Below are 23,189 nucleotides of genomic sequence, written 5' to 3' on the forward strand. Positions count from 1 at the left end.
TGGAATTTGAGAGCCGGGCGAAGCGCGCCGGCATTGCGATCGTGTCGGGAGGACAGGATGGACAACAACGAGTTCCGGCAATGGTCGCAGCGTGCCGCCGACTGGGGCGCTGACTATCGCGACACTTTGCGCGAGCGGCCGGTGCGGCCGCTGGTCGAACCGGGTGACATTTTCAGAAGCATAGAGGCCTCGCCGCCCGAAGACGCCGAACCGATGGACAGGATCTTTGCCGACTTCGAAGAGAAGATCGTGCCGGGGATGACGCATTGGCAGCACCCACGCTTCTTCGCCTATTTCCCGGCCAATGCGGCGCCGGTCTCCGTGGTGGCAGAGTATCTGGTCTCGGCAATGGCCGCGCAATGCATGCTTTGGCAAACGTCGCCGGCGGCGACCGAACTTGAGACGCGCACCGTCGACTGGATGCGGCAGGCGCTCGGCCTGCCTGACGGGTTTTCCGGCGTGATCCAGGATTCGGCATCATCGGCGACTCTCAACGCCGTGCTGACCATGCGCGAGCGTGCGCTGGACTGGCAAGGCAACAAAAAGGGCATGGCCGGGCAGGGGCGGTTGCGCATCTATTCCTCGGATCAGGTGCACACGTCGATCGACCGGGCGATCTGGGTCTCGGGCATCGGCGAGGACAATCTGGTGCGCATTCCGGTCTCCGGCCGCTTTCGTGCCATGGACACCGCTGCCCTGGAAGCAGCCATCATGGCCGACCGGCAAGCCGGCCTGATGCCGGCGGGCATCATCGCTTGCGTCGGTGGCACCAGCACGGGCGGCACGGATGACATCGCGGCGGTCGCCGCGGTCGCCAAGCGGCATGGGCTCTACCTCCATGTCGATGCGGCGTGGGCCGGGTCGGCGATGATCTGCCCGGAATACCGGCATTTCTGGACTGGCGTCGAAGGCGCCGATTCGATCGTCTTCAATCCGCACAAATGGCTGGGCGCGCAGTTCGATTGCTCGATCCAGTTCCTGCGCGACCCCGAAAGCCATGTCAGGACGCTTGCGATCAAGCCGGACTATTTGAAGACCCACGGCCATGACGGCATCATCAACTATTCCGAATGGTCGGTGCCGCTCGGCCGCCGCTTCCGCGCCCTGAAACTGTGGTTCCTTCTGCGCGCCCACGGGCTGGAGAACCTGCGGGCGATGATCCGCAACCATGTCGCCTGGAGCGAAGGCCTTGCCGCGCGACTGGCCGAGGAGCCCGATTTCGAGATCGTCAGCGAACCGATGCTGTCGCTGTTTTCGTTCCGGCACAAGTCGGCCTCAAGCGCTGATGCCGACGCTCACAATCTGCGGCTGGTCAATGCGATCAACGACGATGGCCGCATTTACCTGACGCAGACGAGGGTCGACGGGCAGGCGGCCATCCGCTTCCAGGTCGGCCAGTTCGAAGCGACGGCAAGCGATGTTGATACGGCTTTTGCGGTCATCACCGAAATCGCGCGCAGCATGGTCTGAAAGGCCAATATTGGATTGCGCAGGAGTTTTCCTTTGCAATCAGGTGATTTCCCTTAGCCGGCTTATACCTTTTCATTGCTTTCGTTTTCAGCTATAGACAAGAAAAACGAAAAACGGGAGCTTGCAATGTATCTGTCGCCGCGCCATGCCGAGATCATCCAGATGGCCAAGGACCATGGCCGCGTGCTGGTCGACGATCTGGCCACACATTTCAACGTGACGCCGCAGACCATCCGCAAGGATCTCAACGATCTCTGCGACCAGCGGCTGCTTTCGCGCATCCATGGCGGAGCATTGTTCCCGTCCGGTATCGAGAACATGGAGTATGAGGCCAGGCGCAAGATCGCCGCGGACGAGAAGGAAGCGATTGGCCGCGCGGCGGCCAGGCTGATCCCGGACAACGCCTCGCTGTTCATCAACATCGGCACCACGACGGAGGCGGTCAGCAAGGCGCTGCTCGACCACAACGGCCTGATGGTCATCACCAATAATATCAATGTTGCCAATAGGATGCGCATCTATCCATCGATCGAGGTGGTGATCGCGGGCGGGGTGGTGCGAGGTTCGGACGGCGGCGTCGTCGGCGAGGCGGCGGTCGATTTCATCAGGCAGTTCAAGGTCGACTACGCCGTTATCGGCGCTTCGGCCATCGACCATGACGGCGCCTTGCTCGACTTCGATTTTCGCGAGGTCAAGGTGGCGCAGGCGATCATCGCCAATGCCAGGCATGTGATTCTGGTCTCCGATCAGACCAAGTTCGAGCGCACGGCGCCGGTGCGCATCGGTCACCTGTCGCAGGTCAACACCTTTATCACCGACCGCTGCGACATCCCCTCGGTGCGCAAGATCTGCCAGGAGGCCGAGGTTCAGCTGATCGAGACCTCGCTGGGATGAGGCCTTTTCACGATCGTCTCACGGGCCTGCGATATTTCGTTTGACATTCGTTATGAGTTCGAAATAATTCCGACACGGTTTCGCAAAAGACCAAAAATGGTGCAATGCGAAATCGTGGAGGAGTTAAGTGGACACGTCTTCAGTCCGGGACATTTTCGTCATAGGTGGCGGTATCAACGGTTGCGGCATCGCCCGCGATGCCGTTGGGCGCGGGTTTTCGGTTTTTCTCGCCGAGATGAACGATCTCGCCAGCGGAACCTCCTCCGGATCGACCAAGCTGATCCATGGCGGCCTGCGCTATCTTGAGTTCTACGAATTCCGCCTGGTGCGCGAGGCGCTGATGGAGCGCGAGGTTCTGTGGAAGAACGCGCCGCATATCATCTGGCCGATGCGCTTCGTGCTGCCCTATGCCAAGGGCCTGCGTCCGGCCTGGCTGATCAGGCTCGGCCTGTTCCTTTACGACCACATTGGCGGGCGCAAATTGCTGCCGGCGACCAGGACGCTCGACATGGCAAGCGACCCGGCGGGCAAGCCTTTGAAGCCGTTGTTCAAAAAGGCGTTCGAATATTCCGACGGCTGGGTCAACGATGCGCGCCTTGTGGCGCTCAATGCACGCGATGCCGCCGACCGCGGCGCAACGATCCGGACGCGCACGAAGGTGGTCGGCGCACGCCGCGAAAACGGCCTCTGGACAATCAAGATCGAGAACCTGCGGAGCGGCGAAACCGAAGAGGTCAAGGCGCGCCTGCTGGTCAATGCCGCCGGGCCGTGGGTCGACCACGTGCTCTCCGGCGTCGTCGGCCTGAACGATGTGCACAATGTCCGCCTGGTGCAGGGCAGCCATATCGTCATCGCCAAGAAATTCGACGATCCGCGCGCCTATTTCTTCCAGAACAAGGATGGCCGCATCATCTTCGCCATTCCATATGAGGACGAGTTCACGCTGATCGGCACCACCGACCAGGATTATCCCGGCGATCCGCACGAGGTGAAGATCAGCGACACCGAGATCGATTATCTCTGCGCCGCGGCCAGCGAGTATTTCGCGCAACCCGTCAAGCGTTCCGACATCGTCTGGACCTATTCGGCGGTGCGTCCGCTCTATGATGACGGCGCCTCCAAGGCGCAGGAAGCGACACGCGACTATGTGCTGAAGGCCGATGGCGGTGAGGGTGCTGCCCCGATCGTCAATGCCTTCGGCGGCAAGATCACCACCTATCGTCGGCTGTCGGAATCGATGCTGGAGAAGATCGAAGGTTTTCTCGGCAAGCGCGGCAAGCCGTGGACGTCGGATGCGCCGCTGCCGGGCGGCGATTTCCCGGCGACTGGGTTCGATGCTCAGGTGGCGAAGCTGAAGGCGGCCTATCCGTTCCTCGACGCGCGCCTCGCCCGCCGGCTGACCCGGCTCTACGGGACGCGCGCTCAGCTTCTGCTTGGCCTTGCCAAGTCGAATGCCGAGCTCGGCCGTAATTTCGGCGGCGATCTGTATGAGGCCGAAGTGCGCTATCTCGTTGAAAACGAATGGGCTCTCACGGCGGAAGACGTGCTGTGGCGCCGCACCAAACGCGGCCTGCATCTCAGCCGCGAGCAGGTCGCGGCACTCGATGAATTCATGCACGGCATAAGCCGGCGGCACGTCGCGGCCGCCGAATGAAGAGGTCTTGAGCTGATGCTGCAAGCCTGGGAGGAGGCGTCATGCTGGAACTGAGGAACGTCACCAAGACGGTCGGTGCGGTCGAACACATACACGATGTGTCACTGACACTTCAGCATGGCTCGCTCAACGTTCTGCTCGGGCCGACGCTTTCCGGCAAGACCAGCTTGATGAGGCTGATGGCCGGCCTCGATGTGCCGACCTCCGGCTCGGTCTGGTTCGACGGCCATGATGTGACCGGCATGCCGGTGCAGAAGCGCAAGATCGCCATGGTCTACCAGCAGTTCATCAACTATCCGGCGATGACCGTCTATGAGAACATCGCTTCGCCGCTCAGGGTCGCCGGGGTCGAGCAGGCCAAGATCGACAGCCAGGTGCGCGAAGCCGCGGCGCTGCTCAAGCTGACCCCCTATCTCGACCGCACGCCGCTCAGCCTGTCCGGCGGCCAGCAGCAGCGCACCGCACTGGCGCGCGCCATCGTCAAGAATGCCAGCCTTGTGCTGCTCGACGAGCCGCTCGCCAATCTCGACTATAAATTGCGCGAGGAACTGCGCGCCGAATTGCCGAGGATTTTCGCCGCCGCCGGCACCATCTTCGTCTATGCCACGACCGAACCGCATGAGGCGCTGCTGCTCGGCGGCAACACGGCAACGCTGTCGGAAGGCCGCATCACCCAGTTCGGGCCGACCATTGATGTCTTCCGCAAGCCGGTCGACCTGGTGACGGCCAGGACCTTCGCCGATCCGCCGCTCAACACCATCGTGCTGGCCAAGAAGGGCGCCGACTTCCTGCTCGAAGGCGGGGTGAAGCTGCCGGTGCCGTCCGAACTCGTCGGCATTGCCGACGGCAACTATACGATCGGCTTTCAGCCGCACCATCTGTCGCTCGAGCGGCCCAACACCGGCGCCGTGCCGGTGCGGGCAAAGGTGACCATCACCGAGATCACCGGGTCCGAGAGCTTCATCCACCTCGATTTCGCCGATGTGCGCTGGGTCATGCTGACCCATGGAATCAGGGATTTCGAAACCGACGAAGTGGTCGAGGTGTTCATCGATCCGCGTCACATCATGGTTTTCGACCAGCACGGCCGTGCCGTGACCGCGCCGAAGCTGGCGGCTTGAGGAGGGCGATATGGCGCGCATCGACGTCAACCATGTCAGGCATTCCTACCTGCCGAATCCGCAGAAGGATGCCGATTTCGCACTGCGCGAAGTGCATCACACGTTCGAGGATGGCGGCGCCTATGCGTTGCTCGGGCCGTCTGGCTGCGGCAAGACCACGCTGCTCAACATCATTTCGGGACTGCTGCATCCCTCGCACGGCCAGTTGCTGTTCAACGGGAGGGACGTGACCAATCTGTCGACGCAGGAACGCAACATCGCGCAGGTGTTCCAGTTCCCGGTCATCTACGACACCATGACCGTCTACGACAATCTGGCCTTCCCGCTGCGCAATCGCGGCGTGCCGGAGGCGGATGTCGACCGCAAGGTGCGCGAGACGCTGGAGATGATCGATCTCGCGTCCTGGGCCAGGAAGAAGGCGAGGGGCCTGACCGCCGACCAGAAGCAGAAGATCTCGCTCGGCCGCGGCCTGGTGCGCTCCGATGTCAACGCCATCCTGTTCGACGAGCCGCTGACCGTCATCGACCCGCACATGAAATGGGTGCTGCGTTCGCAGTTGAAGCAGCTTCACCGGCGCTTCGGCTATACCATGGTCTATGTCACCCACGACCAGACCGAGGCGCTGACTTTCGCCGACCAGGTCGTGGTCATGTATGATGGCGGCATCGTGCAGATCGGCACGCCGGCGGAGCTGTTCGAGCGTCCGCGCCATACTTTTGTTGGCTATTTCATCGGCTCGCCCGGCATGAACGTCATGCCGGTGGCGATCGATGGCAAGACGGCGACGCTCGGCTCGCAGCGGATCGAATTGCCGGGCGCCCCCAAGGCCGCCGGCGGCGCCGTCGAACTCGGTATCCGTCCCGAATATGTGCGGCTCGGCCGCGACGGCATGGCCGTTTCGATCAGCAAGGTCGAGGATGTCGGCCGCCACAAGGTGGTGCGCGCCAAGCTGGAAGGTCGGGACATCGCCGCGGTGATCGGCGAGGACGAGACCGTGCCGGCCGAACCAAAGGTGCGGTTCGATCCGGCCGGCATCAACATCTATGCCAATTCCTGGCGCGTCGAGATGGGGGCATAGATGGACAAGACCTGGAACAACAAGGCTTGGTTCCTCGTGCTGCCGGTGCTGGTGCTGGTGGCCTTCACCGCCGTCATCCCGCTGATGACGGTCGTCAACTATTCGGTGCAGGACACGTTCGGCAACAATGTCTTCACCTGGGCCGGGACCGAATGGTTCGAGGACCTGCTGTCGTCCAGCCGCTTCTGGGAAGCGATGGTCCGCAACCTGATCTTTTCCTTCATCATCCTGGCGATCGAGGTGCCGCTCGGCATCTTCATCGCGCTTAACATGCCGAAGAAGGGCTGGGGCGTGCCGGTCTGCCTGGTGCTGATGTCGCTGCCGCTGCTGATCCCGTGGAACGTCGTCGGCACCATCTGGCAAGTGTTCGGACGCAACGACATCGGCTTGCTGGGCTATTACCTCAACGCGATCGGCATCGACTACAATTACGTGCAGGATCCGTTCGACGCCTGGGTGACGATCATCATAATGGATGTCTGGCACTGGACCAGCCTCGTCGTGCTGCTCTGCTATGCCGGACTGGTCTCGATCCCCGATGCCTTCTACCAGGCGGCCAAGATCGACGGCGCCTCGCGCTGGGCGGTGTTCCGCTACATCCAGCTGCCGAAGATGCAGCGTGTGCTTTTGATCGCCATTCTGCTGCGCTTCATGGACAGTTTCATGATCTACACCGAGCCCTTCGTCGTCACCGGCGGCGGTCCGGGCAATTCGACGACGTTCCTGTCGATCGACCTCGTCAAGACGGCGCTCGGCCAGTTCGACCTTGGCCCGGCGGCCGCGATGTCGCTGGTCTACTTCCTCATCATCCTGTTGTTGTCGTGGGTGTTCTACACCGTGATGACCAATTACGACGCGGAGCGCTGAGATGGCTGGCGCCAATGAACGAACCGAGCGCAATGCGATGAACGGGACCTCCGCAGCGGAAGGCCTGGCCAGTTCGCTGTCGCAGAGCGAACTCGACAGGCGCATGCGCCGACGTGGCGAGGAATCGCGCTGGTGGTGGATCGTGCCGACGCTCTACATCATTGTCCTTCTGCTGCCGATCTACTGGCTCATCAACATGAGCTTCAAGACCAATGCGGAGATCGTCAACTCGCTGACGCTCTATCCGCATGCGCCGACGCTGGCCAACTACTATACGATCTTTACCGAGAAGGTCTGGTACTCCGGCTACATCAATTCGATCACCTATGTCGTCATGAACATGGTGATTTCGGTGTCGGTGGCGCTGCCGGCGGCTTACGCCTTCTCGCGCTACCGCTTCCTAGGCGACAAGCATCTGTTCTTCTGGCTTTTGACCAACCGCATGGCGCCGCCGGCGGTGTTCGCGCTGCCGTTCTTCCAACTCTACTCGGCCTTCGGGTTGATCGACACGCACATAGCGGTGGCGCTGGCGCATTGCCTGTTCAACGTTCCGCTGGCGGTGTGGATTCTCGAGGGCTTCATGTCGGGCGTGCCGAAGGAAATCGACGAGACCGCCTACATTGACGGCTATTCCTTCCCGCGCTTCTTCGTAAAGATCTTCATGCCGCTGATCGCTAGCGGCATCGGCGTCGCCTGCTTCTTCTGCTTCATGTTCTCCTGGGTCGAGCTGCTGATCGCCCGCACGCTGACCACCACCGACGCCAAGCCGATCGCGGCGACGATGACCCGAACGGTTTCGGCGTCGGGCATGGATTGGGGACTTCTCGCCGCTGCCGGCGTCTTGACGCTGATCCCCGGCGCGCTCGTCATCTGGTTCGTGCGCAACTACATCGCCAAGGGCTTCGCCCTAGGGAGGGTATGATCATGAACTTCGACTTCTCCTGGATGGCATGGACCTGGCCGACGGCCGCTTTTTTTGGCGTCATCGCCCTGCTGCTGGTTGGCATGGGCGCCTGGGAATACGCCTCGCCGGGCGGCAATCCGCGCGTCGGCGTGCTGCGCTTTGAGACAACGCGCGGCGACCGCCTGTTCCTATCGCTGCTCGGCAGCGCCTTTATCCATCTCGCTTGGCTGGGTCTTGTCGGATCCAACCTGTGGTGGGCTCTCGCTCTCTCCGTGGTCTACGCTATTGGCGTGTTCCGCTACGTATAGAGGGGGAAACTGTTGGAGCGGCAGCGTGCCGGCCACCGCTCCAGATCGCACTTGAAACCTGAAACAGTGGAGGAAACACATGCGACGGCAATTTTTAACATCAACAACTGCCCTTGTCCTGTTGCTCGGCGTAGGCAATGCCTATGCCGGGATGGATGAGGCAAAAGCCTTTCTGGACAAAGAGATAGGCGGCGTGTCGACGCTTTCCCGTGCCGACCAGGAAAAGCAAATGCAGTGGTTTATCGACGCGGCCAAGCCCTTCGCCGGCATGGACATCAAGGTGGTCTCGGAAACCCTGACGACCCACAAGTATGAGTCAGAGGTGCTGGCACCAGCCTTTACCGCCATCACCGGCATCAAGGTCACGCATGACGTCATCCAGGAAGGCGACGTCGTCGAGAAGATCCAGACCCAGATGCAGACCGGCCAGAACATCTATGACGGCTGGGTCAACGATTCCGATCTGATCGGCACGCACTGGCGTTACCAGCAGGTGCGCAATTTGACCGACTGGATGGCGGGCGAAGGCAAGGACGTTACCGATCCGATGCTCGACGTCGACGACTTCATCGGCACGAAGTTCACCACCGCGCCGGACAAGAAGCTCTACCAGCTGCCCGACCAGCAGTTCGCCAACCTCTACTGGTTCCGTTACGACTGGTTCAACGATGAGAAGAACAAGGCCGACTTCAAGGCCAAGTACGGTTACGATCTCGGCGTGCCGGTCAACTGGTCGGCCTATGAGGACATCGCTGAATTCTTCACCGGCCGCGACGTCAACGGCAAGAAGGTCTATGGCCACATGGACTACGGCAAGAAGGATCCGTCGCTCGGCTGGCGGTTCACGGACGCCTGGCTGTCGATGGCCGGCAATGGCGACAAGGGCCTGCCGAACGGTGTGCCGGTCGACGAATGGGGCATCAAGGTCGATGCGAATTCGCGGCCTGTCGGCTCGTGCACCGCGCGCGGCGGCGACACCAATGGACCGGCATCGGTCTATGCCATCCAGAAGTATCTTGATTGGCTGAAGGCCTATGCGCCGCCGGAAGCCCAGGGCATGACCTTCTCCGAATCCGGCCCCGTGCCGTCGCAAGGCAATGTTGCCCAGCAGATCTTCTGGTACACCGCGTTCACCGCCGACATGGTCAAGCCCGGCCTGCCGGTCATGAACGACGACGGCACGCCGAAATGGCGCATGGCGCCGTCTCCGCACGGCTCCTACTGGAAGGACGGCATGAAGCTCGGCTATCAGGACGTCGGTTCCTGGACTCTGATGAAGTCGACGCCGACCGACCGCGCCAAGGCGGCCTGGCTTTATGCCCAGTTCGTCACCTCGAAGACCGTCGATGTGAAGAAGAGCCAGGTTGGCCTGACCTTCATCCGCGACTCCACCATCCACGACAAGAGCTTCACCGAACGTGCGCCGAAGCTCGGCGGTCTGATCGAGTTCTATCGCTCGCCGGCCCGTGTGCAGTGGACGCCGACCGGTACCAACGTGCCGGACTATCCGAAGCTGGCGCAGCTCTGGTGGCAGAACATCGGTGACGCATCCTCGGGTGCCAAGACACCGCAGGAAGCCATGGATTCGCTCTGCGCCGATCAGGAAAAAGTCATGGCACGTATCGAGAAATCCGGTGTCCAGGGCGACATCGGACCGAAGATGGCCGAAGAGCATGACCTTGCCTACTGGAACGCCGACGCGGTCAAGGGCGGCAATCTGGCGCCTCAGCTGAAGCTCGAGCAGGAGAAGGATAAGCCGATCACCATCAACTACGACGAACTGGTGAAGAGCTGGCAGAAGTAAGACTGTCTATGCGGGCGTTCGCGCCCGTGTGAAATTGGGGGAGGCGGCGCGTTGCCGTCTCCCTTCTTTGTATCCAGGTGGAGGACGCGGGAATGAATGGTTTTGTGCTGGCAATCGACCAGGGAACGACATCGACCCGAGCGATCCTGTTTGACGGTGAGATGAAAGTCGCCGGCAGCGGCCAGAAGGAATTCACCCAGCACTATCCGGCCTCTGGCTGGGTCGAGCACGATCCCGAAGAGATCTGGGCAAGCGTCGTGACGACCGTGAAGGCCGCGTTGAAGAATGCTGGCCGCGAGGCGTCTGATGTCGCCGCCATCGGCATCACCAACCAGCGCGAGACCGTCGTCATCTGGGACAAGGCGTCCGGTAAGCCGATCCACAACGCCATTGTCTGGCAGGACCGCCGCACCGCGCCGCTCTGCCAGAAACTGAAGAAGCAGAGCCTGGAGAAGAAGTTCACGCGCAAGACCGGCTTGCTGCTCGATCCCTATTTCTCCGGCACCAAGATCGCCTGGATGCTCGACAAGGTGAAGGGCGCCAGGAAACGCGCCGAGAAAGGCGAATTGCTGGCCGGCACCATCGACAGTTTTCTGATCTGGCGGCTGACCGGCGGCAAGGTTCACGCCACCGATGCCACCAACGCCTCGCGCACGCTGGTCTACAACATCGCGGACAACGCCTGGGACGACGAGCTTTTGGCCATTCTCAACATTCCGGCGAAAATGCTGCCGCAGGTCAAGGACTGCGCCGATGATTATGGAGTGACCGAGAAAAATCTGTTTGGCGCCGAGATCAGGATCCTTGGCGTTGCCGGCGACCAGCATGCTGCGACCATCGGCCAGGCCTGCTTCGAGCCGGGCATGATGAAATCCACCTATGGCACCGGCTGCTTTGCGCTGCTCAACACCGGCAGCGATCTGGTGCGTTCGAAGAACCGGCTGTTGACCACCATCGCCTACCGGCTGAACGGCAAGACCACCTATGCGCTGGAAGGCTCGATCTTCATCGCAGGCGCTGCCGTGCAATGGCTGCGCGATGGCATCAAGGTCATCGGCAAGGCCGAGCACAGCGGGCAACTGGCTGCCGAGGCCGACCCGACGCAGAATGTCTATCTGGTGCCGGCCTTCGTCGGGCTTGGCGCGCCGCATTGGGATGCCGAAGCGCGCGGCGCCATTTTCGGGCTGACCCGCAATTCCGGTCCGGCGGAATTTGCGCGCGCCGCACTCGAATCCGTCGCCTACCAGACCCGCGACCTGCTCGACGCCATGCGCAAGGACTGGAAGGGCACTTCGGCCAAAACGGTTCTCAGGGTCGATGGCGGCATGGTGGCGTCGGACTGGACCATGCAACGCCTGGCCGACATTCTCGACGCGCCGGTCGACCGTCCGACCATCCTTGAGACGACCGCGCTGGGTGCGGCCTGGCTCGCGGGGTCGAAAGCCGGCGTTTGGCCGAAGGCGAAGGAATTCGCCAAGAGCTGGGCGCTCGAGCGGCGGTTCAAGCCGGAGATGGATATCGCCACACGATCCGCCAAGCTGGCAGGTTGGCGCGATGCTGTGCGCAGGACGCTGAGCGTGCCATAGCGGTCGCCATAGAACGAGCTGAAGGTGGGGGACATGCAGCCAGATTGGTATCCTGCTTGGCGCGACGAGGCTTTTGAACTGCTAACCGCCAAGAATGCTCGTTTGGAGAAGGAGTTCCGCCTCGGTCACTGGCCGCGCTATGACTACGACCTGACGACTGGCAGGCTTCTGTTTTCGGACAATGGTACCGTCAAGGTCATCGCCGAGATTCAGATTGCAGGCTCGACGAGCGCCAAAGCGGGCAACTGGCTTTGGGCCTGGTCAAATTCAAACCTGCCCAGCGAACTTCTCGGCGACGCAAGACGGGTTCGTTCCTTCGGTGAGGAGAACGATATCGCCGAACTTCAGCAGGCCTATGTGACCGACACGAAAGACGATCTGGAGGCACTGGGCTGGGAACTGACGGCAGCGATGGTGCGGATCTGCGACTCACTCGGGGCTTACCGCTCGCCGCGCGGGGAAGGGGGCGGTCTTTATCTGATCCTCAAAAGCGCAAACTGGGCCAACTGACACCGCTGATCGGGATGCTGAAAGTCCCACGCAAAAGACCCGCGCCGTTTCCGACGCGGGTCTTGTACTCACACTTGCTACTGGTACCCATCCTTGGATCAGTAGGGCGAACGGCATTCCTGGCGCGGGCCGTAGTTCGGCTGGAACGTGTTGTCCGAAGAGCGGTAGCTGCGGTAGTGGTCATAGCACCACTGCACGTGCGAGTTGCCTTCGTAGACGCGATTGTTCTCGTTGTTGATGATCGCACCGGTTATCAGCGCACCAGTCGCAAATGCCGCGAGTGGGAACCAATAGTCGCCGTGACGACGATAGCCGCGATGATAGTCGCGATAGCCGCGATGGCCGTTCCAGTAGCCACCGCCGTCATTGTTTCGCGCAAAGCTACGATTGCCGTTGAAATTGCGGTTGCCGAAATTGCGGTTGCCATTGAAATGACGATTGCCATGACGCCACTGGTCATAGCGAGTCTCCCCGACATTCACGATATCTGACGAAGTCCCCGATGCCTGGGGCACGAACATCTGAGCAGCATTGGCCGGCATGGCCGCTGCAGCGAACGAAACTGACAAAGTGGTCGCCAGTATACCCGATACGATCTTGTTCATTATCTTCTCCTTCGAAAGGGTGATTGACGTCCCTTGTGGCGAGACAACGGGCGATGTGGGGGAAGGTTCCTCGCCAAATCTCAAGTTGCTGATTTGTAATATTTCTCCGGCCTGTGACAGGTGTCGACGGGAGGCAGTGCCATATTGCTTTGCCGGGAGCACACCGCTCGCAACCGACGCGGGTAGGCAGGCATGGTGGCGGTGCTTGAGAAGTATGGCCTGCGCACGCGCTTTTTCCGGTTGACCGGTCGAGGCACTCTCCCTATGTTCCGCGCAATTTCGAGGGCCGCCTTTTCGCGCCCGCGGGAGCGCGTAGCTCAGCCGGTAGAGCAACTGACTTTTAATCAGTAGGTCATGGGTTCGAATCCCATCGCGCTCACCAAAACACCACGAAAATCAAATAGATGCAGCAGGTGAGGTGGCAATTTCGTTCATCCCACAAATCTGTGTCCGCTCGGTGTCCGCAAAAATGAGGGCCAGAAAGCTTGCGCGGGATCAGTCGCCGCGCTTTACTCTTCCATTCCGGCTGCGCAGTCGCCGGCTCGACCGTTGCAGAAAAACGCTCTCGGCAGAAGCCGCCGAGCCGAGATCTGTAGCCATCCAACGACCTCGGCAAGGGCCGTCCACGAAAAGGGCAACCGCAGCTGCGACAACATCAAGGCCGGCCCAAAGGAGGAGAGGGCACTACTGGCCATCTGTGCCTGTCCTGCGGGAAAGTCGATCGGCTGGCCAACGCCCGTTATTTTTTGGAGATCGAGGAGGGCGGCGAACTCGACCTGCCAGAACATTTGCAGGCTCTTCTCCGTTCTGAAAGGCATGATAGGACCGGCGCGTAAACGGTCAGACCCGGGAATGTCTGCAATGCGCCGGTGGGTTCAATAGGTCGCCGCAACACTCTTAATCTGAGAGGATGAGGAGGTGTTGCATGGTGACGTCACGGATCTGGTTTACGTCAGCGCAGAAGGCCGAGCTTTGGGAGCGATGGAAGCAAGGTCAGAGCATTTCGTCGATCTCGCGGGCACTGGACCGCCGGAACAAGACCGGCGTTCAGCGGATCGTATCCTTACACGGCGGCATTGCTCCGTCAGCAAGGCGTAGAGCGGCCTCGGCGCTCGGGCTGGCGGAGCGCGAAGAGATCTCTCGCGGGATCGCGGCGGGTCTCGCAATACGCGCTATTGCACGAAGTCTCGGGCGATCCCCATCGACAATATGTCGCGAGATCTCGCGCAATGGCGGTGCACAAACGTATCGTGCAACCCGGGCTGACAAGCATGCTTGGGAGCGAGCGCTGCGCCCGAAGCAGTGTCGCCTGGCATGCTCTGGACGGCTACGATGGCGGGTGGCGCAAAAGCTGGCGCTGCAATGGTCGCCGGAGCAGATAGCGGGCTGGTTGAGGCGAGAGTACCCGGGCGATCCAAGCATGCGGATATCTCATGAAGCGATCTATCGCAGTCTATTCATCCAGTCGCGAGGGGTGCTCAAGAAGGAACTGACAGCGCACCTGCGTACCAAACGACAGATGCGCCTCGCCAAAGGCGCACAGAGCCGGACGGGGCAAGGACAAATACTCGATATGATCTCCATCCGCGACCGCCCCGCCGAGGCGGAGGATCGTGCCATCCCAGGTCATTGGGAGGGTGATCTGCTCACCGGTGCTAACGACACGAACATCGCCACCCTCGTCGAGCGACACAGCCGGTTCACTATGCTTGTGAAGTTGGCGAGAAGGGACTCGGCGACCGTCGTGAGGGCCATCGCCGAGAAGATCGGCACATTGCCCGAAGAGTTGCGGCGCTCGTTGACATGGGACCAGGGCAAGGAGATGGCTCGTCACAAGAGCTTCACCGTTGCCACCGACCTACAGGTCTACTTCTGCGATCCGCGCAGTCCCTGGCAGCGCGGCAGCAACGAAAATACCAACGGTCTGCTCAGGCAGTACTTCCCCAGAGCAACCAACTTCTCCCACGTCTCGCAGGACCAACTCAACGCCGTCGCCCTGCGGCTCAATCAGCGCCCCCGAAAAATCCTGGACTTCGAAACGCCGGCCGATAGGCTACAGAGGGTGTTGCAATGACCTATTGAACTCACCGCCGCATTGCTGTCATTGATGGAGCCCGCGTCGTAGCCCAAAGCAGACGTCAGCGGCGAAGTGCAATGCGGTGGCTGGCCGCTGTGCCGGCTGAACGAATTGACGATAGTCAATGCCGAACCCGACCAATTCGCTTCCTTGACGGGGCTGCATACCGAGCGGGGCGAGGTCAACATCGGCCAGTTGTGCCGGCAGGCCTATGGCTCCGAGGTTGCATTGATCGGTTTTGCTACGCATTCGGGAACGGTTGCAGCGGCCTCTGAATGGCACGCACCCATGGAGATCAAGACCGTTCTCCTGGCGCAAATTGCGAAATCGATACCGTGGAGCATATCTGATGGACACGGTGATGTATGGGAGATTGCGCGAGATCAAGGATGCTGCGCCGTCAGCGCGCTAGTTGGACGCCATGCTCTTTTCCACCCAATCGCAGCAATCGCAGAATCTGGTCGAGGGGGAGGCGCTGCCTTGCTCTTTCGTGAGGTTCATCTTCGCCGTGAGCGGATGGCATCAACTCGCCGTCTCGGCTATTTCCGTCGCCGTCTTCCTGTTGGATGCAGCGCCGATCGAAACGCAGCGCCGGATCATCGACGCCGCGGTCAAGGGCGGAACAGCCTCGACGATCCTGACCCTGATCGCGGCCCAGTGCGCCCTGATCGTCGCCTTCGGCCTCAGCAAGCTGGTCATGAACGTGTATCGAGCCTGGCTCGGAGAGTCCGCCACACGGGCGCTGCGCGTGCTCGTCGAGGAGCGACTCGCGCGAAACGACGTACCTGAGGACCAGCCGAACAGCGGCACGGGGCTGGCGATGATCTTCGCCGAGGCCGACGATGTCGGAGCCTTCGTGGGGTCGAGCATCAGCGAGCCCATCGTCGAGGCCGGCTTCCTGATCAGCGTCTTCGCTTATCTCGCGGCGCTGGAAAGCCGCATGGCGCTGCTGAGCCTCGCCGTGCTGGCACCGCAATTCGTCTTCGTCCCGTTGATGCAGCGCGCGATCAACCGACGCGTCGCGCGCCGGACGCAGACGCTGCGGCAGTTCGGCAACGACATGCTCGCTGCCGTGCCTTTCATCGGCAACGGCCGCAATGTCGAGCGCCTCGACGAGGTCTTCGCACTGGACATGGGCGTCATCAAACTCAAATTCTCGCTGAACTTCCTGATGAATCTTACCTATTCATTCGGCAGCATCCTTGTTCTCGGCATTGGCAGCCTGCTCGTCATTCGAGGACAAGCCGAGATCGCGACGGTGATCACCTTTCTCTCGGCGACGGGAAAGGTCGTCGATCCGTGGAACGACGTGGTCGACTGGGCGCGGAATTTCTCGGTTGCGGCCGTGAAGTACGAGCTGATCGTGCGGGGCATCGGAATGATCGGTGGAGACGGGGCGCCAAAGCCAAAAGTGTCCCTGGCGAAGGACAGGACTTCGGTCGACTGAAGACCACGCCAATGCATTCGTTGAGGAGGGAGGGCGCACGAGCCCGACTGGGCTGCGCCCGATGGCGTTCCCGTGTCCCAGGCGTCCAGGCTGATCGGATGCGCTCCGCCCCGAAATAGTTAGGCGCTGCGGTCGAGGCGCGGCCAGTTGGCGAACTGGAAATGCCAGTTCCGCCGCCTGCCAATCATAATGCTATCGGTTTGGAGCCTCTCGGCCACCATGGCCAATGGCTATGCCTCGGCTCTTTGCTGTGGATCAAAGCTGATACCTTCCATTGCCGCTAGGGATGTTCGATGGTTGGTCCGGCGGCCGGTCACCTGGAGCAGCACCGGAGGCGAAATCAGATGAAGTTTGCGGCATCGTCCTGTTGTTGCATCAGGCAGTGGACATGAGCGGCGCTCGCGACACGGATCCTATCCTGCGTTTCCACGGCGCGGCCCATGGCGTCACCGGCTCTTGTTATGAGATCGAGACGCCGTATTCGCGTATCCTCATCGACTGTGGCCTGTTCCAGGGGTCGAAGTCCGAGCGGGAATTAAACTATGGGGCATTCCCGTTTCCACCTGAAGCGATTGATGCCGTCATTCTGACGCACGCGCATATCGATCACAGCGGCCTTCTGCCGAAACTGGTCAAACAGGGCTTTTCTGGCCCGATCCACACGACCCGCGCCACCATCGATCTCTGCTCGGTCATGCTGCCCGACGCGGCGCATATCCAGGAAATGGAGGTCGAGCAGCTGAATCGTCGCAATGCGCGGCGCGGGCGCCCACCGGTCGAGCCGATCTACATTCAGAAGGATGCCGCCGCGTGCATGGCCTTGTTCCGAGCCCTGGAATACGGCGAATGGACCGAGGTTGCTCAAGGCCTTCGCGCACGCTTCTGGAATGCAGGTCATCTGCTTGGTTCGGCATCAGTCGAGCTTGAGATCGACCGGCATGATGCGCCGTTGCGCATCATGTTCTCGGGTGACGTTGGGCCAGGCCATAAGCTGCTTCAGACCGATCCCGAGGGCCCGGCAGGCGTTGACTATCTGATCTGCGAATCGACCTATGGCGACCGCGACCGGCCGGACGTTTCGCCCCAACAGCGGCGATCCCAGCTCGGTGATATCGTGCGCGGCGCCGCCGAGGCCGGCGGCCCCCTCATCATTCCGTCCTTCGCAGTCGAGAGGACGCAAGAACTGTTGGTCGATCTTTATTTGCTCATGCAAGCGGGGGAGGTGCCGACAGCTCCGGTCTTCGTCGACTCACCGCTGGCGACACGCGCGAGCGCTATTTTCGAACGGCATGCCGATGAGATCGAACAGGCTAACGTGCTGCGTGAGGCCCTCAAATCCAAAGAGCTGCGCTTCACCGAGACGGTGGAGCAGAGCAAGGCGATCAATCGCCTGACAGGATTCTTCGTGGTGATCGCCGCCAGCGGCATGTGCGATGCGGGGCGTATCCGCCATCATCTGAAGGCCAATCTCTGGCGCCGGAACGCGACAGTGATGATGGCCGGATATCAGGCCCAGGGCTCGCTTGGGAGGATCCTGCTTGATGGCGCGCGGCGTGTGCGCATCCAAGGTGAGGAAGTCGAGGTCAAGGCACGCATCAGTCAGTTCGACCTGTATTCCGGACATGCCGACGCGGGCGAGCTGGTCGCCTGGGTCGAAGCAAGACGTCCGGTGCAGCAAGGGGTCTTCCTGACGCATGGGGAGGAAGAGGGGCTCGGCGGCCTCAGCCAACGGCTCCGAGGGTTGATCCCTGGCGACAGGATTCTCATGCCAGGGCTGGATGACGCCTTCCGATTGACACCGGGCGGCAGTGTGCCTGTCGAACTCAATGAGCCGCGCCGTCTGAGACCGGAAAAGATCGCCCGTCTTGACTGGCACAACGATCTCTCAAAACTCCTCCTGGACATTAATGAGGCGGTGAGCGCCGCGGCCGACGAGAGGGGCCGCGCAGCGGTTATCAGGCGCATGCGTAGGGCGCTCGAGAACAAGGACGCATAAGGTGGAAGGCCGGCAAATTGGTTCAGGGCAAAAAGGACGCGAGAAAGCCTGCCCGTCAACGGACAGCGTATCGACAGCGGTTTGATCCACGAGCCGATCGGAGCTGCCAGACGTGTTTTTCTGTCAATTGCGGCCATGGTGGCAGCTTTCGCCAACCGGATTGCACTAGCCGACACGTCTTCCAGCCTGCCGGACGCCGCCAAGAATGGAGGAATGTCATTGCTCGAGGCGCTTTCACTCAGGCAGTCGACACGGCTCTTCGCCGACAAACCCATCGATGATGAGACCCTTTCGACATTGCTTTGGTGCGCCTTCGGCATCAAAAGGCAGGAACTCCGGGTTCCACTTCAAGCCGGTGGTCACCCCTGGAGCATGCGCTGGATGAATCCCTTCTGGCAGCGGCAGGGTCAGTCCGCTGGTGCTGCGGAAATGCCCTCGATGCGGCGGCAAATGAAGTTCATGGCGGGCGAGCCGATGAAGCCGGCGACGAAGAGATTGGCCGGACGGTCGTAAGAGGTCGAGCGGCGCGCCGACTGCTCGACAAGGCCGTCGAGAAGCCCGCTCAGCCAGTGCCATCGCGCTTGGGCTACAGGCAAAGCGACATTTGGTCGGCAAGGGCACTTGCCTCACTGGCTGTTGTAGTGCTTGCGCTGCCCGCTAGACTTCCGCGATCACACCATAGGCTAACGCGATCACGCGGTGCACTATACCACCACAGCGGTCGATTCCTTCGGGATGTAGCCACTTCGAAAGCCCGCCGCGGGTCGCTCCCGTGGCGGGCTTTTCCTTTAAGCGAATCGATGCCCAAGCGAAAAGCTGAAAGTCCGCCAGCCTTTGCCACGCGCAGCGGCCGTTTAGTCCCCTCGCGACAGATGCACGTCCTGAACGGCGGCCTTCTTGGCGATCAGGCCTTCCAGATCCGCGTCAGACCGCTTGGTGCCGGTCCGTTCGCGCAGCAGCGAGATCACCGCGCTCATTGAAAGCGGAGTGATTTGGGAAAGCGGAGCGGTCTGGGTGCCCAGAATGGCGTCCACCGCGCCGGCAACATCGGGAGTCTCCGTTGCTGCTCGCATGGTCGGTTCCTTTCTGTTCAGGTCGGCCTCGGTGCCCTCGGTCGGTGCTCTGACGCCGCGATCGAAGACGACCGCCAGGCCATTCTTGACGGCGAGGGCGGCGACCATATCGTCGAGCTTGCGGTCGGAGAGAGCGGGGTCCGCGGGTTTCAGGATCCTGCGGATCACCCTGGCGGCCTGATCCGTCGACACAAAGTCATAACGCCGTTTTCTGGCCCCGACATATTGTTCGATGATTATGCTCAGGCGTCGCGCTGCAATATCCCTGGGTTCCTGCACCTAGGCCTCCTTAAGCTGAGTGCAAATTCGGCAGCCAAAAGGAAATAGGGCGGCTCGATCGAACATCAAACACTCCCGATCATTCGGCGCATCTTCCAATGAGGCAGGAACGATCCTGCGACTGAAGCATTTCGCTTCTATCACCAGCTCATTGAGGGAAGGCCGGGCCATGAAGATCGCCCATGTCGCGCCACTGTACGAGTCCGTGCCGCCAAGGCTCTATGGCGGCACCGAGCGCATCATTTCCTATCTTACCGAGGCGCTCGTCGACCTTGGCCACGACGTGACGCTGTTCGCCAGCGGCGACACGAAAACCTCCGCCACGCTCGTGCCATGCCGCGAGCGGGCGCTTCGTCTCGATCCACGCCCGCTGAAATCCGAAATCGCGGCGCATCTGTCGATGCTCGACGAGGTGAGGAAACGCGCCGACGATTTCGACGTCATTCACTTCCACCTCAGTCATTTCCTGCATTTTCCGTTTTTCCGCGACATGCCGCAGCGCACGGTGACGACGCCGCATGGCAGGCTGGACTACGCGGACCTCGCGCAAGCCTATGACCGGTTCCCGCGCTTCCCGATGATTTCCATATCGCGCAGCCAGCGGGCACGGTTCGCTGCCGCCAACTGGCTGGCAACGATTCACCACGGCCTGCCCGTCGATCTCTACGAACCCGATTTCGAGGCCGGTTCGGATGGCGGCTATCTTGCTTTTCTCGGCAGGATGTCGCGCGACAAGCGACCGGATCGGGCGATCGAAATCGCGCGACGTACCGGGCTTAAACTCAAGCTCGCGGCCAAGGTCGGCGACGGCGATCGCGCCTATTTCGAGGAAGTCGTTCAGCCGATGATCGATGGCGACCGGGTCGAATATGTTGGCGAGATCAGCGAGGACCAGAAGAGCAGGTTTCTCGGCAATGCAGCCGCCTTGCTGTTCCCGATCGATTGGCCCGAACCCTTCGGCCTTGCCGTGATCGAGGCCATGGCCTGCGGAACCCCGGTCATGGCCTGGAGTTGCGGCGCCATGCCGGAGATCATCGACTATGGCGCTACCGGCTTCGTCGTCGAAACCATCGAAGATGCCGTTGCCACCATGCCGGCGCTCCTGCAGCTCGACAGGCGGCGCGTTAGAGCGGTGTTCGAAAGGCGGTTTTCAGCCGACAGAATGGCCACGGACTATGTCGCGGCCTATTCCCGGCTGATCAGCAGTCACGAGCAAAGCAGAGCCTCTTAGGCCTTCACCCGTTCGAAAAACCAGCACGGGACAATTTTCTTGACCATCACCCAACTCGACGAGCGCAAGCTTGATCCTGCCATAGCCCTGGCTTCCCTGGACGAAACCGCGCCCAGGGAGCCGCACAGGCTGTTCGCTCTCAAGCATGGCGACTGCTTTGTCGTCGCCGACGCCTATGGCGATATACGCGGCGTCGGGGACGGGTTTTTTCGCGACGACACGCGCGTGCTTTCCGAATTTCGCCTCACCGTCGGCGGGCGGTCGACGTCGTTGCTCGGCGCGTCGCTCAGCCAGGACAATGTCCTGTTCACCACCAATCTGACCAATCTGCCGATCGAGAGCGCTGCGGGTCGTCAGATTCCGCAAGGCGCTGTCCATATCGAGCGCGTCAGGCTGCTGTGGGAGGAAAGGCTGTATGAGCGCATAACGCTGTCCAACTACAGCCAGGAGCATTCGACGATCCTGCTGTCGCTGCGTTTTGCCGCCGATTTCCGCGACATGTTCGAGGTCCGGGGCTCGACCCGCTCCAAGCGTGGAACCGCCCATACGGCGGAGATTGCAGGGAACGCGGTGGTGCTCCGCTACGAAGGCCTGGATAAGGTGGTGCGGACATCGGCGATTTCTTTTTCGCAGACGCCCGACCAACTGACCTCCGAGCGGGCCGATTTCGTCATCGCCGTGACCAAGCGCAGCAGCCAGACGCTTTACGTGGAAGTGGGCAACGAGACGGATGATCGTCCCGAAAGCGACCGGTTTCGCGCGGCCGCTGCCCGTGCCCGTTTCGGCATGCGCGCCAAACGCCGGCATGGTGCGACGCTGCACAGTTCGGGCCGCGTTTTCAACGACTGGATGGCGCGGGCTCGCGCCGATGTCGCGCTGCTCACGACGGAACTGCCGACCGGGCCCTATCCCTATGCTGGTATACCGTGGTTCTCCACCGCCTTCGGCCGGGATGGCGTGATCTCGGCCTTGCAGATGCTTTGGCTCAATCCTGGCTTGGCGCGCGGCGTCCTGGCGTTTCTCGCCCAGCACCAGGCGACCGAGACCTCGCCTTTCAGCGATTCCGAACCCGGCAAGATCATGCACGAGACCCGCAAGGGCGAGATGGTGGCGCTGAGCGAACTGCCGTTCGGGCGCTATTATGGCGGTGTCGACACAACGCCGCTCTATATCCATCTTGCCTGCGCCTATGCGGACCGCACGGGCGACACGGCCTTCATCGATACTCTGTGGCCATCGCTGTGCGCCGCGGCCGAGTGGATCGAAACGGCGAGCCGCTCGACGGGATTCCTCACTTACCAGCGCGCGGCAGAATCCGGCCTTGCCAACCAGGGATGGAAAGATAGTTTCGATTCCGTCTTTCACGCCGATGGCCGCATTCCGAAGGGACCGATCGCGCTGGTCGAGGTGCAGGGCTACGTCTTCGCGGCGTTCCAGGGGTTGGCGAAACTGGCACGGCTGCGTGGCGAAACGGAGCGGGCGGAGACTTGGGAAATACGCGCCGACACCATTCGCCAGCAAGTCGAACGTCATTTCTGGATCGAAGACCTCGGCTACTATGCGCTGGCGCTAGACGGTGAGGGCCAGCCCTGCAAGGTGCGCACGTCCAATGCCGGCCACCTGCTTTATGTCGGCCTGCCCAGCTCGGATCGCGCGCGCATGGTCGCCGACCAGCTGCTGTCGGCCTCGTTCCATTCCGGCTGGGGACTGCGGACGCTGGCGGACGACGCGATCTTCTTCAATCCGATGTCCTATCACAACGGGTCCATCTGGCCGCACGACACGGCGATCTGCGCGGCCGGACTGGCGCGATACGGCATCCGCGACAGCGTGGTGCGGCTGATGAGCGGGACCTTCGAATCCGCCGTTCATTTCAACATGCGGCTGCCCGAACTGTTTTGCGGCTTTACGCGCGCGGCCGGCGAGGCACCGATTGCCTATCCGGTGGCCTGCCTGCCGCAAGCCTGGTCCGCCGGCTCGGCCTTCATGCTCATGCAATCGTGCCTCGGCCTTCAGATCGATGGCTGGACAGGCGAGATCCATGTGACCCGGCCGCGCCTGCCGATCGGCATCGACAGCCTCGTCATTCGCCATCTTTCGGTTGGGCAGGCGGCAGTGGATCTGACATTCCAGCGTGTCGGAGATCGTGTCGGCGCCTTCCTTGCGGAACCGCAGGAGGGGCTGGTGCCTCTGGTGGTCAGGAGCTGAAAAATCGGAACCATCTCGCGCCACGGGCGTTGGATCACCACCATGGGCGCCGAAACTCCCAGCCAAAGGAAGTGGTT

Annotated in this window: 19 protein-coding genes, 1 tRNA gene and 2 pseudogenes; 18 read left to right on the forward strand and 4 right to left on the reverse strand. The window is 61.5% G+C overall.

Annotated features, from left to right (window positions below; all coding sequences use genetic code 11):
* Positions 1-57 precede the first annotated feature (57 nt).
* From JN279_RS21905 to JN279_RS21955, 11 genes are all read left to right on the forward strand, one after another.
* Positions 58-1,470 (forward strand): pyridoxal phosphate-dependent decarboxylase family protein, encoded by a 1,413-nt coding sequence (locus JN279_RS21905; RefSeq protein WP_202350218.1) that lies wholly within the window; start codon positions 58-60, stop codon positions 1,468-1,470.
* 126 nt (positions 1,471-1,596) lie between these two features.
* Positions 1,597-2,364 (forward strand): DeoR/GlpR family DNA-binding transcription regulator, encoded by a 768-nt coding sequence (locus tag JN279_RS21910; RefSeq protein ID WP_010909603.1) that lies wholly within the window; start codon positions 1,597-1,599, stop codon positions 2,362-2,364.
* Positions 2,365-2,491: 127 nt separating this feature from the next.
* Complete coding sequence (gene glpD, locus JN279_RS21915) at positions 2,492-4,018, forward strand: glycerol-3-phosphate dehydrogenase (RefSeq protein ID WP_096446352.1); 1,527 nt, start codon at positions 2,492-2,494, stop codon at positions 4,016-4,018.
* Between the two features lie 41 nt (positions 4,019-4,059).
* Positions 4,060-5,139, forward strand: a complete 1,080-nt coding sequence (locus JN279_RS21920; RefSeq protein ID WP_096446350.1) for an ABC transporter ATP-binding protein — start codon at positions 4,060-4,062, stop codon at positions 5,137-5,139.
* 10 nt (positions 5,140-5,149) lie between these two features.
* A complete protein-coding gene (locus JN279_RS21925; RefSeq protein WP_096446348.1) occupies positions 5,150-6,217 on the forward strand; it encodes an ABC transporter ATP-binding protein in 1,068 nt (355 codons plus the stop codon).
* Positions 6,218-7,084: a carbohydrate ABC transporter permease gene (locus tag JN279_RS21930; RefSeq protein ID WP_096446346.1), complete on the forward strand. Its 867-nt coding sequence runs from the start codon at positions 6,218-6,220 to the stop codon at positions 7,082-7,084.
* Between the two features lies 1 nt (position 7,085).
* Positions 7,086-8,006: a carbohydrate ABC transporter permease gene (locus tag JN279_RS21935; RefSeq protein WP_096446344.1), complete on the forward strand. Its 921-nt coding sequence runs from the start codon at positions 7,086-7,088 to the stop codon at positions 8,004-8,006.
* Between the two features lie 2 nt (positions 8,007-8,008).
* Positions 8,009-8,296, forward strand: a complete 288-nt coding sequence (locus JN279_RS21940) for a DUF2160 domain-containing protein (RefSeq protein ID WP_096457338.1) — start codon at positions 8,009-8,011, stop codon at positions 8,294-8,296.
* A 79-nt stretch (positions 8,297-8,375) separates the two neighbouring features.
* Positions 8,376-10,100: an ABC transporter substrate-binding protein gene (locus JN279_RS21945; protein ID WP_096446342.1), complete on the forward strand. Its 1,725-nt coding sequence runs from the start codon at positions 8,376-8,378 to the stop codon at positions 10,098-10,100.
* 92 nt (positions 10,101-10,192) lie between these two features.
* A complete protein-coding gene (gene glpK / locus JN279_RS21950; RefSeq protein WP_096446340.1) occupies positions 10,193-11,686 on the forward strand; it encodes a glycerol kinase GlpK in 1,494 nt (497 codons plus the stop codon).
* Positions 11,687-11,719: 33 nt separating this feature from the next.
* Positions 11,720-12,196 (forward strand): DUF6882 domain-containing protein, encoded by a 477-nt coding sequence (locus JN279_RS21955; protein WP_096446338.1) that lies wholly within the window; start codon positions 11,720-11,722, stop codon positions 12,194-12,196.
* A gap of 98 nt (positions 12,197-12,294) precedes the next feature.
* On the opposite strand, the gene JN279_RS21960 is transcribed toward JN279_RS21955, so the two are convergent.
* The gene (locus JN279_RS21960; RefSeq protein ID WP_096446336.1) at positions 12,295-12,801 is read right to left on the reverse strand and encodes a BA14K family protein; all 507 of its coding nucleotides are present in this window, start codon (positions 12,799-12,801) and stop codon (positions 12,295-12,297) included.
* A 306-nt stretch (positions 12,802-13,107) separates the two neighbouring features.
* Here JN279_RS21960 and JN279_RS21965 point away from each other — a divergent pair.
* A tRNA-Lys gene (locus JN279_RS21965) sits at positions 13,108-13,183 on the forward strand.
* Between the two features lie 127 nt (positions 13,184-13,310).
* Here JN279_RS21965 and JN279_RS21970 read toward each other — a convergent pair.
* Positions 13,311-13,589: a hypothetical protein gene (locus tag JN279_RS21970; protein ID WP_202350220.1), complete on the reverse strand. Its 279-nt coding sequence runs from the start codon at positions 13,587-13,589 to the stop codon at positions 13,311-13,313.
* Positions 13,590-13,726: 137 nt separating this feature from the next.
* On the opposite strand from JN279_RS21970, the gene JN279_RS21975 reads away from it, so the two are divergent.
* The 4 genes and pseudogenes from JN279_RS21975 (at position 13,727) to JN279_RS21990 (ending at position 18,321) form a co-directional block, all read left to right on the forward strand.
* Positions 13,727-14,875, forward strand: a complete 1,149-nt coding sequence (locus JN279_RS21975; RefSeq protein WP_096449641.1) for an IS30 family transposase — start codon at positions 13,727-13,729, stop codon at positions 14,873-14,875.
* Between the two features lie 165 nt (positions 14,876-15,040).
* Positions 15,041-15,184: pseudogene (locus JN279_RS38275) on the forward strand (erythromycin esterase family protein); the annotation flags it as partial.
* A gap of 115 nt (positions 15,185-15,299) precedes the next feature.
* Positions 15,300-16,325, forward strand: coding sequence for an ABC transporter ATP-binding protein (locus tag JN279_RS21985; RefSeq protein ID WP_244734821.1), 1,026 nt, complete (start codon positions 15,300-15,302; stop codon positions 16,323-16,325).
* 388 nt (positions 16,326-16,713) lie between these two features.
* Positions 16,714-18,321, forward strand: coding sequence for an MBL fold metallo-hydrolase RNA specificity domain-containing protein (locus tag JN279_RS21990; protein ID WP_202350223.1), 1,608 nt, complete (start codon positions 16,714-16,716; stop codon positions 18,319-18,321).
* A 431-nt stretch (positions 18,322-18,752) separates the two neighbouring features.
* Here JN279_RS21990 and JN279_RS38945 read toward each other — a convergent pair.
* Positions 18,753-18,872 (reverse strand): annotated as a pseudogene (locus JN279_RS38945) (sugar ABC transporter ATP-binding protein); the annotation flags it as partial.
* A gap of 303 nt (positions 18,873-19,175) precedes the next feature.
* Positions 19,176-19,673 (reverse strand): hypothetical protein, encoded by a 498-nt coding sequence (locus tag JN279_RS22000; RefSeq protein WP_096446330.1) that lies wholly within the window; start codon positions 19,671-19,673, stop codon positions 19,176-19,178.
* A 169-nt stretch (positions 19,674-19,842) separates the two neighbouring features.
* On the opposite strand from JN279_RS22000, the gene JN279_RS22005 reads away from it, so the two are divergent.
* A complete protein-coding gene (locus JN279_RS22005) occupies positions 19,843-20,904 on the forward strand; it encodes a glycosyltransferase family 4 protein (RefSeq protein ID WP_096446328.1) in 1,062 nt (353 codons plus the stop codon).
* 45 nt (positions 20,905-20,949) lie between these two features.
* Positions 20,950-23,112, forward strand: coding sequence for an amylo-alpha-1,6-glucosidase (locus tag JN279_RS22010; RefSeq protein ID WP_202353776.1), 2,163 nt, complete (start codon positions 20,950-20,952; stop codon positions 23,110-23,112).
* The last annotated feature ends 77 nt before the right edge of the window (positions 23,113-23,189 follow it).

The sequence above is a fragment of the Mesorhizobium sp. 113-1-2 genome, assembly GCF_016756475.1.
In the GTDB taxonomy this organism is placed as follows: Bacteria; Pseudomonadota; Alphaproteobacteria; order Rhizobiales; family Rhizobiaceae; genus Mesorhizobium; species Mesorhizobium loti_C.

Bases quoted from the DNA above. Each gene is read 5' to 3' on its own strand.
- glpK (WP_096446340.1), top strand. From the start codon at position 10,193: ATGAATGGTTTTGTGCTGGCAATCGACCAGGGAACGACATCGACCCGA.
- JN279_RS21930 (WP_096446346.1), top strand. From the start codon at position 6,218: ATGGACAAGACCTGGAACAACAAGGCTTGGTTCCTCGTGCTGCCGGTG.
- JN279_RS21945 (WP_096446342.1), top strand. From the start codon at position 8,376: ATGCGACGGCAATTTTTAACATCAACAACTGCCCTTGTCCTGTTGCTC.
- JN279_RS21985 (WP_244734821.1), top strand. From the start codon at position 15,300: ATGCTCTTTTCCACCCAATCGCAGCAATCGCAGAATCTGGTCGAGGGG.
- JN279_RS21935 (WP_096446344.1), top strand. From the start codon at position 7,086: ATGGCTGGCGCCAATGAACGAACCGAGCGCAATGCGATGAACGGGACC.
- JN279_RS21970 (WP_202350220.1), bottom strand. From the start codon at position 13,589: ATGTTCTGGCAGGTCGAGTTCGCCGCCCTCCTCGATCTCCAAAAAATA.
- JN279_RS21940 (WP_096457338.1), top strand. From the start codon at position 8,009: ATGAACTTCGACTTCTCCTGGATGGCATGGACCTGGCCGACGGCCGCT.
- JN279_RS21925 (WP_096446348.1), top strand. From the start codon at position 5,150: ATGGCGCGCATCGACGTCAACCATGTCAGGCATTCCTACCTGCCGAAT.
- JN279_RS21905 (WP_202350218.1), top strand. From the start codon at position 58: ATGGACAACAACGAGTTCCGGCAATGGTCGCAGCGTGCCGCCGACTGG.
- JN279_RS21960 (WP_096446336.1), bottom strand. From the start codon at position 12,801: ATGAACAAGATCGTATCGGGTATACTGGCGACCACTTTGTCAGTTTCG.
- JN279_RS21955 (WP_096446338.1), top strand. From the start codon at position 11,720: ATGCAGCCAGATTGGTATCCTGCTTGGCGCGACGAGGCTTTTGAACTG.
- JN279_RS21990 (WP_202350223.1), top strand. From the start codon at position 16,714: ATGAGCGGCGCTCGCGACACGGATCCTATCCTGCGTTTCCACGGCGCG.
- JN279_RS21975 (WP_096449641.1), top strand. From the start codon at position 13,727: ATGGTGACGTCACGGATCTGGTTTACGTCAGCGCAGAAGGCCGAGCTT.
- JN279_RS21920 (WP_096446350.1), top strand. From the start codon at position 4,060: ATGCTGGAACTGAGGAACGTCACCAAGACGGTCGGTGCGGTCGAACAC.
- JN279_RS21910 (WP_010909603.1), top strand. From the start codon at position 1,597: ATGTATCTGTCGCCGCGCCATGCCGAGATCATCCAGATGGCCAAGGAC.
- JN279_RS22005 (WP_096446328.1), top strand. From the start codon at position 19,843: ATGAAGATCGCCCATGTCGCGCCACTGTACGAGTCCGTGCCGCCAAGG.